This window comes from Tepidibacillus infernus (assembly GCF_048898065.1).
Taxonomy (GTDB): Bacteria; Bacillota; Bacilli; order Tepidibacillales; family Tepidibacillaceae; genus Tepidibacillus_B; species Tepidibacillus_B infernus.
This window is the reverse complement of sequence record NZ_JBLWFI010000001.1, coordinates 95350-107756: the sequence shown is the minus strand read 5'-3', so window position 1 is coordinate 107756 and position 12407 is coordinate 95350. Positions and strand designations below refer to the sequence as shown.

At 36.4% G+C, this 12407-nt stretch carries 12 protein-coding genes and 2 other annotated features (1 of these 14 running past the window's edge); of the genes, 2 read left to right on the top strand and 10 right to left on the bottom strand.

Annotation, left to right across the window (positions count from 1 at the left end):
* Positions 1–26: a binding site (T-box leader), on the bottom strand (it extends 203 nt beyond the left edge of the window).
* Between the two features lie 57 nt (positions 27–83).
* Both TEPIDINF_RS00610 and TEPIDINF_RS00605 read right to left on the bottom strand, forming a co-directional pair.
* Entirely contained in the window at positions 84–887 is an 804-nt protein-coding gene (locus TEPIDINF_RS00610) for a TrmH family RNA methyltransferase (protein ID WP_068727367.1), read from the bottom strand.
* Between the two features lie 7 nt (positions 888–894).
* Complete coding sequence (locus TEPIDINF_RS00605) at positions 895–1560, bottom strand: potassium channel family protein (RefSeq protein WP_068722801.1); 666 nt, start codon at positions 1558–1560, stop codon at positions 895–897.
* Positions 1561–1712: 152 nt separating this feature from the next.
* On the opposite strand from TEPIDINF_RS00605, the gene sspI reads away from it, so the two are divergent.
* Positions 1713–1916, top strand: a complete 204-nt coding sequence (sspI, locus tag TEPIDINF_RS00600; protein ID WP_068722796.1) for a small acid-soluble spore protein SspI — start codon at positions 1713–1715, stop codon at positions 1914–1916.
* Between the two features lie 147 nt (positions 1917–2063).
* Here sspI and TEPIDINF_RS00595 read toward each other — a convergent pair whose 3' ends face one another.
* A complete protein-coding gene (locus tag TEPIDINF_RS00595) occupies positions 2064–3137 on the bottom strand; it encodes a M42 family metallopeptidase (protein ID WP_068722794.1) in 1074 nt (357 codons plus the stop codon).
* 62 nt (positions 3138–3199) lie between these two features.
* A complete protein-coding gene (locus TEPIDINF_RS00590; protein WP_068722791.1) occupies positions 3200–4390 on the bottom strand; it encodes a Na+/H+ antiporter NhaA in 1191 nt (396 codons plus the stop codon).
* A gap of 276 nt (positions 4391–4666) precedes the next feature.
* Here TEPIDINF_RS00590 and TEPIDINF_RS00585 point away from each other — a divergent pair.
* A protein-coding gene (locus tag TEPIDINF_RS00585; RefSeq protein WP_421691146.1) for an IS3 family transposase occupies positions 4667–6000 on the top strand; the annotation gives its coding sequence in 2 pieces (ribosomal slippage) (positions 4667–5054 and positions 5054–6000; 1335 coding nt in all).
* A 110-nt stretch (positions 6001–6110) separates the two neighbouring features.
* Here TEPIDINF_RS00585 and TEPIDINF_RS00580 read toward each other — a convergent pair.
* The 6 genes from TEPIDINF_RS00580 to thrS form a co-directional block, all read right to left on the bottom strand.
* Positions 6111–7277 (bottom strand): Na+/H+ antiporter NhaA, encoded by a 1167-nt coding sequence (locus TEPIDINF_RS00580; RefSeq protein WP_421691145.1) that lies wholly within the window; start codon positions 7275–7277, stop codon positions 6111–6113.
* A 52-nt stretch (positions 7278–7329) separates the two neighbouring features.
* The gene (locus TEPIDINF_RS00575; RefSeq protein WP_421691144.1) at positions 7330–9039 is read right to left on the bottom strand and encodes a B12-binding domain-containing radical SAM protein; all 1710 of its coding nucleotides are present in this window, start codon (positions 9037–9039) and stop codon (positions 7330–7332) included.
* A 74-nt stretch (positions 9040–9113) separates the two neighbouring features.
* Positions 9114–9473, bottom strand: coding sequence for a 50S ribosomal protein L20 (gene rplT / locus TEPIDINF_RS00570; protein ID WP_421691143.1), 360 nt, complete (start codon positions 9471–9473; stop codon positions 9114–9116).
* 36 nt (positions 9474–9509) lie between these two features.
* Positions 9510–9707 carry a 50S ribosomal protein L35 gene (gene rpmI, locus TEPIDINF_RS00565; RefSeq protein WP_068722782.1) on the bottom strand — a complete coding sequence of 66 codons (198 nt, stop codon included), beginning with the start codon at positions 9705–9707 and terminating at the stop codon, positions 9510–9512.
* A 28-nt stretch (positions 9708–9735) separates the two neighbouring features.
* Positions 9736–10227, bottom strand: coding sequence for a translation initiation factor IF-3 (infC, locus tag TEPIDINF_RS00560; protein ID WP_068727364.1), 492 nt, complete (start codon positions 10225–10227; stop codon positions 9736–9738).
* Positions 10228–10276: 49 nt separating this feature from the next.
* Positions 10277–10389, bottom strand: a sequence feature (ribosomal protein L20 leader region).
* A 70-nt stretch (positions 10390–10459) separates the two neighbouring features.
* Entirely contained in the window at positions 10460–12376 is a 1917-nt protein-coding gene (gene thrS, locus TEPIDINF_RS00555) for a threonine--tRNA ligase (protein ID WP_421691142.1), read from the bottom strand.
* Between the last annotated feature and the right edge of the window lie 31 nt (positions 12377–12407).

Genomic DNA, 12407 nt, shown 5'->3' with positions numbered 1-12407 from the left:
CTACTCTTCTCTTTCCTCGCATTCAAATATAAAATTATATCTTTGGTTATTATGTATCATTATACTGATGTATAAGCTAGACTTCAAGCCCAACCCTTTTCCATTTGCCTTACTCTCTCGTATAAAATAAGCGTTGTGGCCATTGCTACATTTAGCGATTCTGCTTTCCCAACTAAAGGGATTTTTATCATTTCATCTACTTGTTGTTTTCTTGAATCAGACAACCCTTTTGCTTCATTTCCTACTATTATAGCCACTTTTTGTGTAAGATCAACTTCAAAATAAGTTTTGCTAGCATATGGGCTTGTCCCAATCACTTTAACACCGTTTTTCTGTAACTTAGGAATAATTTGGTCTAATTCATCTTGTACGATTGACAGGTGAAAAATCGATCCCATTGCAGAACGGATTACCTTTGAATTGTATAGCTCGACTGTACTATTTCCTAAAATAATGCCTTGTACCCCGGCTGCATCTGCACTGCGAATAATTGTTCCTAGATTTCCAGGATCCTGAATTTGATCGATCAGCAAGTAAAAAGAAAATTGGTTTTCAAGCAGTTTCTCTATCTCGATATTTTTCTTTTTTAATATAGCCAAAACCCCTTGGGGGGTTTCAGTATCTGATAATTTTTCAATCACAGGTGTTGATACGGAAACAATAGGAATGGACAAGTCATACTTCTCTAGATGAAGAGCTAATGATTCTGGAAGATCCTTTCCCTGATCAAAAATTAGGGCTTCAATTTCTTGTTTTGCATCGATCGCTTCCTCAATAAGTTTGATTCCTTCAATGATGTATAACCCTTGTTCTTGTCTTCCCTTTTTACTCTTTAGTTGATACCATGTCTTAATTCTAGGATTATTGGTTGATTGAATGACTTCCATTTTTTTCTCACTTTCCATTCATGACAAAATCTTCAAACTTTCTTAAATCTTTATTATGTCCAATAACGACTAAGATATCCCCTGTTTTGATCATGTCATTTGCATCAGGGGCTACATTGATACGATGGTCATTCTTGATTGCCATGACGTTACATCCAAATCGTGCACGGATATTTAATTCAACCAAGCTTTTGTGGTTCATTTTTTCACTCGCAATAATTTCAACGATGCTATATTCATCAGACAGTTCGATGTAATCTAAAATATTCGGTGTAACCAGATTATGCGCTACCCTTGCTCCCATATCTCGTTCTGGAAAGACGACCTTTGAGGCTCCAATTTTATATAATACTTTTGCATGTAATTGATTTTGCGCTTTAACCACAATCGTTTCTACACCTAGTTCTTTTAAAAGTATAGTAGTTAAAATACTGGCCTGAATATTTTGTCCGATCGCGACAACAACCACATCAAAATTGCGGATTCCAAGTGCCTTTAACGCGGTTTCGTCAGTGGAGTCAGCTTGTACACAATGGGTAACCACGTTAACGTTTTCTTGAATCCTTTCTTCATTGATATCTATAGCCATCACTTCATAATGAAGATCATACAATTCTTTTGCTACACTTGATCCAAACCTGCCCAAACCAATCACTGCAAATTGCTTGCTCATATGGCTACTCCCTTCACCATGATTTTTTTATATTATATCATATCTACAAGCTCTTTTCCTAAAAACTAATGGTTTGATCAATATAGGGTATACTAAAAAAAATTCCATAAAAGTGACCATTTCCTTACCATTAAATATAGGAGGTTAAAGAGATGAACATTGACCTACGTCAAGCTATCATTCAAAACATAAAAGGAAAAGATGAAGAACAATTAAAAGACATGATCAATACAGCGATTAAAGATCATGAAGAAAAAACCTTACCTGGATTAGGTGTCTTATTTGAAGTGATTTGGCAACACAGTGATTCACAATCACAGAACGAAATGATTGATGCACTAAGTAAAAATATATAATAGTTTATATATTCCAACGCGCTCCGTTGTCCGTGCATTTCTTCGAATAAAACATAAGGTAAGAAATACTCTCTCAAAAGTCGCTGCTTATGGAATATATAAATGAAAAGAATGAGCCATCCAACAGAGGAGACTCATTCTTTCTTTTTATCTAGCCATGATTCCTTTTACCGTCTTTTCATCTAATCGTTTAATGACTTTCACAAGTAAATTGACTGCTTGTTCAAAATCATCTCGATGAAGAATCGCAGCATGACTATGAATGTAACGAGTAGCAATCCCTATTACTGTGGATGGGACTCCCTTTCCATACAAGTGAAAACGCCCTGCATCTGTTCCTCCCCCTGCTAATGCTTCATATTGAAAAGGAATGTTTTCTTCTTCAGCAATATCAACGACAAAATCCCTTAAGCCTCGATGAGGAACCATAGACGCATCAAATAATAAGATTTGTGGACCCTTTCCCATTTTACTCACTGCTTCATCATCTGTAACTCCTGGGGTATCGCCAGCGATTCCTACATCTATAGCAAAAGCAATATCTGGTTGAACGGTATTCACAGAAGTTTGTGCACCACGAAGACCCACTTCTTCCTGTACTGTACCTACTCCATATACAGTATTAGGATGTTGTTCATCTTTTAATCGTTTAAGCACTTCTACTGCAATCGCACAACCAATCCGATTATCCCATGCTTTTGCCATTATCATTTTTGGATTTTTCATTACTGTAAATGGAGAAACCGGTATAATTGAATCTCCAGGACGTACACCGAATTCTTCAGCTTCTTCCTTACTGCTTGCTCCAATGTCGATAAACATATCTTTTTTCTCAACTGGCTTCTTCCTAGCTTCAGGTGGTAAAATATGTGGTGGCTTAGAGCCAATGATACCAATCACTTCACCTTTTCTCGTATGTATCGTTACCCTTTGAGCAAGCATGACTTGTTCCCACCAACCTCCAAGGGGTTGAAACTTGATAAATCCATCATCTGTAATCCGTGTTACCATAAAAGCGACTTCGTCTAAATGTCCGGCAATTAAGATTTTAGGACCGTGATTTCCTTTTCTCGCAATTAAACTCCCTAAGTTATCAGTATAAACCTCATCAGCATAAGGTTCGATATACTTTCTCATCACTTCTCTAGCAGCTGCTTCATTCCCAGGTGCTCCTGGTGCTTCAGTTAATTCCTTAAACATTTGTAATGTCAAATCTTCCATTTTAACGCCCCTTTCTCATTGGAATTCCTATCCAATCTTATTATAGCGAATGATTAAAACTTTTAAAACATTTTCAACCTAATGTTCCTTTTATTTAAAGTAACATTTGGTTCTTTATTTACTTTAAAAAACCTAGCCAACACAAAAGCAATAAGCGCAATAAAGGCACTAAAGACGGCACCCATTTTTGCTGCTCCTTGAATGGTTGGGTCAGTAAATGCAGCACCTGCAACAAATAAAGCCACTGTTAAACCTAATCCAGCAATCACACCTACTAAAAAAACATCCTTATGTGACATTCCTTGTGGTAATGGAAATCCAAATTTTTCACCTAGCAAGGCAAAAGATGAGATACCTAAGCTTTTGCCCAACAATAAGGAGAGGAAAATAATCCAGGTAATTGTACCTATTCCAGAAAATTCAACTCCTGCATTTGTTAATCCAAAGACGAACAAACCAAAATCGACAAATGCTTTCCATTCATGCTCAAATTGAGCAAGAGGGGTATGGTCATCCACATCTTCTTCAAAAAGATGGTCTCTCTCCCTAGGTGCATGGGGTAGAAATGGGATAATAAAGACCAATGCCAATGCTGGGTGAATAGATGCTTTATATAGGCCAAACCAACTAAATAGCCCACCAATAATCATATATGGCCAATAATTGTTTACCTTCACCTTTCTTAAAATAAAAGCGACTCCCATCCCAATAACAGTAAGTAATAGCCAGATCGGTTGAACTGGGTGAGTTGGGTCGGGATAAAAAATGGCTATAATTCCAAGGCCTATCGCATCGTCTACAATAGCCAAAAGTAGCAAAAATGATACGGCTGGATGTTTTGCCCCAAAGATAAATCTTGCAATTAACCAAGCTAATGCAATATCTGTCGCAGTTGGAATTCCCCAACCATTTGTATAAGCTGGGTCACCAATTATGGAATTAAGAACAAAGAAAACAACAATTGGGCCTATAACTCCACCTAGTGTTGCAAATAAAGGATTAATCGCCTTTTTGATTGGATTTAAATCTCCACCTGGTAAAACACTTTGTGTGATCTCTACAGCTGCAATACCGAAGAAAAACACCATAATGATATCATTTGCAATAAAATGCAAGTCAATATCGCCAAAAATTTTGTAATGTACAAATGCCTGATACCCTTCAGGGGAAAGATTGGCCCATGCTAATGCAGCGATAACCCCCGTGATAAGTGGGATTGAGAATTCCCGTAATAATTGAATTGTTTTATACATCCCTCATCTCCTCCTTTTTAATTGTGCATATGCTTAAAAGTATATTACGAATGATTTCTAAATTGGTTTCAATTAAAATCTAGAGAAGTTTTTCCAATGAAACACATTGTTATTATTTACGATTTCCTAAGGAAAAATCATATGTAACGAAATAAAAAAAGACTCCAAGGTTGAATAAAATAAAATGTACCCTATAAGATGGACACTTAAAAAAAGTCTCCCTTGTAGGGTACTTTTATTTATAATTGAAGTAAAAAGTTGATGGAGCGGAAAACAATGTCGAAAATATTATTTACAAAACAAGAGCAGGAAATATTGAAAAAGCATCCTTATGTAAAATCTGTTAGTAAAAAAGCAATTACATATACAGATGAATTTAAAGCAAAGGCAGTTAAAGAATATGAGGAAGGGAAATTTTCACGTCAAATCTTTGAAGATGCAGGGTTTGATATTGAAATTGTTGGGATAGAACGTGCTAAATCTGCTTTAAAACGATGGCGTACTGCTTACAAAGAAAATGGTATAGCAGGACTTGAAGATTCGCGTAAAAACCATTCAGGGCGTCCATTTAAACGTGAATTAAGTATAGAAGAAAAATATGCGAGATTGGAGGCACAAAATGCATTGTTACGTGCAGAAAATGAATTATTAAAAAAGATCGATTTAGCAGAAAGGATGCTGGTAAAGAAAAAGGGAAATTAACAGCAGAACAAAAATTTCAGTTAATCCAGTATGTCATAGAAAAATACAACTTGAATCGGATGGTACGCTATCTTTGTGAATTAGTTGGGGTCTCTCGATCAGGTTATTATCGTTATTTTTCGACAGATGCACAACTTACTAGACAAGCTTATGATCAAGCAGACGAAGAAGTAAAAGAAGTTATTTTAAAAGCGTTCAATTTTCGTCGTCGTAAGAAAGGCGCACGTCAAATTAAAATGACGTTAGAAAATCAGTTTCAAATTACCTATAACCTAAAACGAATTCGTCGCATTATGAGAAAGTACGGCATCGTTTGCCCGATTCGAAAAGCAAATCCTTATCGAAGAATGGCAAAGGCTACAAAAGAGCATAGAACATTACCGAACCTATTAAATCGTGAATTTAAGCAAGGAATCGCTGGAAAAGTATTATTAACAGACATCACTTATTTAAGTTATGGAAAAGGAAAACGCGCCTATTTATCTACTATAAAAGATGCCGAAACTAATGAAATTCTATCCTATGAAGTGTCTGACAAAATAACACTAGATATCGCCCTAAATACGGTAAAGAAATTAAAGAAGAAAGGTGGAAAACTAGCGGAGGGTGCATTCATCCACTCGGATCAAGGAGTGCATTATACCAGCCCCCAATTTCAAATACTTGTGAAGAGAATGGGATTAGGTCAATCGATGTCACGTCGTGGGAACTGTTGGGATAATGCGCCGCAGGAATCGTTCTTTGGGCATTTGAAAGATGAAACGGACTTTGAATCGTGTGAAACGTTAGAAGATGTAAAACGAGAGATAAAGAGTTATATAATCTATTACAATCATTATCGAGGTCAGTGGAACTTAAAAAAGATGACGCCTGCACAATACAGACATCATCTTCTCCAAGTTGCTTAGAGTTTTTTTAAAATGTCCTTTACAAAGGGTACACTTTATTAATTTCCTTAGAGTCTTTCATCATTCATTTCATTTAGCTTAAAATATAGTTTTACGTGGGTCATTAAGACTTAATTTTGCGTACTGGTTTCTTTCATCTTTTTGATACCTAGTAGTTTGCCAAGGATAAAGGCAAAAATTGCAGCACTTGCACTAAAGAGCGCTCCCATTTTTGCTGCTCCTTGGATCACTGGATCAGTAAACGCAGCCCCTGCCACAAAGAGTGCGACTGTTAATCCCATCGCAGCAACGACACCAGCAAGGAATAATTCTTTCATTCCCATACCTGTTGGTAATGGGAAACCTAACATTTTGGCAATAGAACCTAAAATAAAGATTCCCACCGTTTTTCCGACAAGTAATCCGACAAAAACTAACCAAGTCGTTGTCCCAATTTCAGAAAACTCTACACCAGCATTGGATAAACCAAACATAAATAATCCGAAATCTACGAAGATTTTCCACTCATGTTCAAATTTCGTAAGGGTAGTATGAGAGGTCTCATCATCTTCGAATAAATGCCCATGTTCTTCTTTTGGATTTGGTAAAAATGGAATAATCACGACTAATGCTAGTGCAGGATGCAAATGAGCATTATGTAAGCCTATCCAGCTAAGAACGCCACCTAAGAGAAGATAAGGCCAATAATTGGTTACTCCTTTTTTTCTTAAAATAAAAGAGATTGCCATACCTGCAAATGTTACTAGTAACCAAATAGGTTCTACAGGATTCACAGGATCAGGATAGAAAATTGCAATGATCACTAACCCGATGGCATCATCTGCAATTGCTAATAATAATAAAAAGGAAACAGCTGGATGTTTATCACCAAAAACAAAGCGAGCAACTAGCCATGCTAGCGCGATATCCGTAGCTGTTGGAATCCCCCATCCTCTTAAATATTCTGGAGAGCCAATCAGTGAATTAAGAAGTAAATAAACAGCTACTGGCCCAAGTACTCCACCCAATGTAGCCATTAACGGATTAACCGCTTTCTTTAACGGGTTTAAATCCCCTCCAGGCGATAAGCTTTGAACGATCTCTACAGCTGCAATCGCAAAGAAGAAAACCATAAAGATATCATTTACAAAGAAATGAAAGCTAATCCCATTAAAAAACTCGCCTTCTACAAAGGTTTCATAACTGTGTGGCGAAAGATTTGCCCATAATAAAGCAACAATAACACCGGAGATCAAGGGAATGGAGAACTCCCTTAAAAGATTGACTGTCTTATGCACGTCGTTTTTCCTCCCCTATATTTTAGTCTCACTAAAACAAAATTTTATCACACTATCGTCTTTTAGTAAAATACTTTGGCTTAATTGGTGGGTTATAATAGACCGCTAGCAAAGTATTTTGTTCTTTTATTTCACCTATTGTTAAAAAAGCTTCGATATCAATAGGAACCACTTCAATCATGACATGCTTATGTAGCTCATTTTCACTTAAATCTAAATCTCGCATGAATTCCTTTAATATTTCTGTTTGTTCTTTTTTGGATAGGCTAAATTCCCACCATGTTTTTCTTGGCTTATGATTAAATTGAAGAAAGTAATCTAGTTTCATCAAACCTTGAGCAATCTCTAAATGTTGAATACCCGTTTCAATTAAAAAATCATGTAATCTGCTATACAAGGTTTCTAATTGATGGCCAATTCGGTTCCATCCTTTGCTTTCCCAATAATCTCCAAACTGCTGAAAGAAGTCAAATGCTGATGCAAACTCATAACGAACTAGATATTCAATGGTTCGATTTGTTCGTTGTGCATTCCAATATTTATCTAATACCTCTTCTACCCTTTTAATCCGAATGACATCTGAAAAAGAAAGAACGTTATTTGCCAATATTTCATAGGGTGCTTTATCCATATAAATATAACCATATTTTTTGGCTTCCTTCCAGATAGCCGTCCCTCTTAACATTTTTAAAAAACCTAGTTGTAATTCTTCTGGCCTTAACTCAAATACATCGTTAAAGGTTTTGCGAAAGGATGCATAATCTTCTTCTGGAAGTCCTGCAATTAAGTCTAAATGTTTATCAATTTTGGTGCTTTCTTTTAATTTGAGTACCGTTTCACTTAGCTTTTTAAAGTTTTGCCGACGATGAACTAAGGAATTGGTATACTCATTGGTTGATTGAACACCGATTTCGAAACGAAAGATTCCATCAGGTGCATAATCAATAAGGTATTGTAGAACATCCTGTTTCATAATATCAGCGGTGATTTCAAATTGGAATACAGTCCCTTGATGGTTTTCGATGAGAAATTGAAAGATTTCAAGTGCATATTTCTTATTGATATTAAAGGTTCGATCCACAAACTTAATCAGCTTGACACCGCTTTTGATCAATTGAAGAAGATCTTCCTTTACCCTCTCTAATGCAAAATATCTAACCCCTGTTTCTATGGAAGATAAGCAATAAGCACATGAAAAAGGACAGCCTCTGCTTGCCTCAAAATAGACAATTCGATCCTTTAGGGATTGAAGATCATCCAGATCTTTGTATGGGCTAGGAATTTCATTCAAATCCAATTTAGGCTGCGAAGGATTTATGCGATACGTATCCTTTTCTCGATAGGCAATCCCTAGCACTTGATCAAGAGAATTGTTCATTTCAAAAGCTTGAAGTAGATGCAAAAAAGTGGCTTCTCCTTCTCCAACCACAATGACATCAATTTCTGGTACTCTTTTAAACCAATAATCAAGGTCATAGGAAACTTCAGGACCACCTAATACAATCCTGACTTCAGGCTTCACTTTTTTTAATAGTTGAATTAACTGAATGGTCTCTTCAATATTCCAAATATAACAAGAGAAACCTACTACGTCAGGGTCTTTTTGATAGATCTCACTGACCATTTGTAAGATCGGTTCTTTAATCGAGTATTCAAGAATTTTTATGTCAGGAAATTCACGTTGACTATATGCCTTAAGATAACGTAATGCAAGTGAAGAATGAATATATTTTGCATTTAATGTCGACAGAATGACCTTCATATTGGACCCCCAATATTACCAACAAAAGTGATGGAATAATGAAAAACACCCATATAGGGTGTTTTTATAAAAATTTAGGCATTGATTTTTCCTTTAGCTAATTCTGCAAGGTCTGCAAATGCTTTTGCATCATTTACAGCTAAGTCAGCTAGCATTTTACGGTTAATATCTACACCTGCTATTTTTAAGCCATGCATAAATTTACTATATGAAAGACCATTCATGCGTGCAGCAGCATTGATACGTGCAATCCATAATTTGCGGAAGTCACGTTTGCGCTGACGACGGTCACGATAAGCATATAATAATGATTTCATTACTTGTGCTTTTGCTGTTTTAAATAAACGGTGTTTTGAACCAAAATAACCTTTAGCAAGTTTTAAGATTTTTTTACGACGACGACGACTAACATATCCGCCTTTTACTCTTGCCATATCTATTCCCTCCTAGATTGCGAATCTTTTCGATGATTATAAATAAGTTAACATTTGCTCAATACGTTTTTGGTCACCTTTACTTACTACCGCACTTTTACGTAATTGACGTCCACGTTTTGGACTTTTAGCTTCTAAAAGGTGACTTGTATAAGCATGACTACGCTTAAGCTTTCCACTACCTGTTTTCTTAAAACGTTTTGCAGCTCCACGATGAGTTTTCATTTTTGGCATGACTATTTCCTCCTATCTATAACGACTATTATTTTGGCGCTAAAATCATGATCATACTTTTGCCTTCTAACTTAGGCTTGCGTTCAATGACTGAAATATCCTCTACTTCTTTTGCTAGACGATCTAAAACTTTTTCACCAATCGATTGGTGAGCAATTTCACGCCCACGGAAACGTATACTACATTTCACTTTATCGCCAGCTTTAAGGAACTTAATTGCACTACGAAGTTTCGTTTGAAAATCATTTTCCTCAATAGTCGGACTAAGCCTAATTTCTTTGACATTGATTACTTTTTGATTTTTGCGAGCTTCTTTTTCTTTCTTGCTTTGCTCATATCTAAACTTACCATAATTCATAATACGACAAACTGGTGGTTTTGCTGTAGGAGCAACATTTACCAAATCTAGATTTTTTTCCTCAGCTAATTTAAGCGCTTCTTTAAGCGGAAGAATCCCAATTTGTTCTCCATCTGGTCCAACTACACGAACTTCACGCGCACGAATTTCCTCATTTATCAAATGTTCTTTGCTAATAACCTGCCACCTCCAATAAACATTCAATGGATAAAAAAGCAAAAAAGTGTAGACGCCACGCGCCCACACTATCATTGATTCACCGACCATATGAACCTGTCAACCCCATGTCGATCAGGTGAGAAGCGGGCGCTTCTGCTTAATATCCACTATATAAAAATTTACTAAATTATATTACCATAATTGTTACTTCTTTGTCAAACACAACAAAAAGATTTTAGTTTGCTGTTCTCTGATTGATTTGTTCAACCAATTGGGCGATTACTTGGTCAATCGCTTGTGCACCTAGATCCCCTTCTCCACGCTTACGAACAGATAAAGTACCGTTTTCCATCTCTTTATCACCAATCACAAGCATATAAGGCACTTTTTGTAGTTGTGCTTCACGGATCTTATAACCAATCTTTTCGTTACGATCATCTAATTGAACACGAATGCCTGCTTCTTGCATTCTTTTTAATACTTCTTTTGCATAATCATGATGAGGTTCAGCAATTGGCAGAAGTTTTGCTTGAACAGGTGCTAACCAAGTAGGGAATGCACCGGCATAATGTTCAGTAATGATCCCAATAAATCGGTCAATAGAACCCATAATCGCACGATGAATGACAACTGGACGATGACGCTGATTGTCTTCCCCGATATAGTGTAAATCAAATTTTTCAGGCATTTGGAAGTCAAGCTGAATGGTTGCCAATTGCCAGCTACGCTTCAATGCGTCAAGAATATGAAAATCAATTTTTGGACCATAGAATGCGCCATCTCCTTCATTGATGGTGTATTCCATTCCCAAATGATCCAACACATTTTTTAACGCTGTCTCTGCTTGTTCCCATAATTCATCTGACCCCATTGAATCTTCAGGTCTAGTAGATAATTCAACTTTATAATCAAAACCAAATACACTGTAGATTTTATCAATCAACTTAATAACTTCTTTAATTTCCGATTCAATCTGATCAGGTCTTACGAAAATATGTGCATCATCCTGAGTAAAGGTACGAACACGCATCATTCCATTTAATGCACCTGATAACTCATGGCGATGAACTTGGCCGAATTCAGCAATACGTAATGGAAGATCGCGATAAGAATGTAATTGATTTTTATAAATCAACATATGACCTGGGCAATTCATTGGTTTTAGTGCAAATTTGGTATCATCGACGTCAGTGAAATACATATTTTCTTTATAATGTTCCCAGTGTCCAGATTGCTCCCAGAGACGTTGATTCATCACAAGTGGAGTACGAACCTCTCTATATCCAGCTTCTTCTTGAAGTTTTCTTGAGAAATTCTCCAATTGGTTACGAATGATCATTCCATTTTCTAGGTAGAATGGCATTCCAGGAGCCTCGTCTGAGAACATATAGAGCTCTAATTCCCGACCTAGTTTGCGATGATCACGTTTTTTTGCTTCTTCTAAGAAATGTAAGTAATCTTCTAATTGATTTTCTTTAGGGAAAGAGGTTCCATAAATTCGTTGTAACATTTGGCGATCAGAATCCCCTCTCCAATAAGCACCAGCGATACTTAATAACTTAATCGCTTTAATTTTTCCTGTTGATGGTAAGTGAGGGCCACGGCAAAGGTCAAAGAATTCACCTTGTTCATAAATCGTGATTTCAGCATCCTCTGGTAACTCATTGATGATCTCCACTTTCAAATCATCATTTATTCCTTTGAAAATTTCCAATGCCTCTTCACGTGATACTACCTTTCTACGAATCGGTAAGTCTTCTTTAATGATTTTCTTCATTTCTCTTTCAATTTTTTCTAAATCATCTGTTGAGAGCTGTTCAGGAATATCCATATCGTAGTAAAAACCGTCTTCGATTACTGGACCAATACCAAATTTTGTCCCAGGATACAAACGATTCACAGCTTGTGCTAATAAATGAGCAGAGCTATGGCGATAGACTTCAAGTCCATCCTCACTGTCCATTGTCACAACTTCTACTGTAGCATCTTCTTCAATGGGTAAATATAGATCTACCAATTTACCATTTACTTTACCAGCTATGGCTTTTTTCTTTAGACCTGGGCTTATGGAAGCAGCAATATCTTCGATAGTTATACCCTTGTCAAACTCTTTAAAAGAACCATCCGGAAACGTAATCTTAATCTTATCCATCCTTCATAACACTCCTTTTTAGTGATTTTGA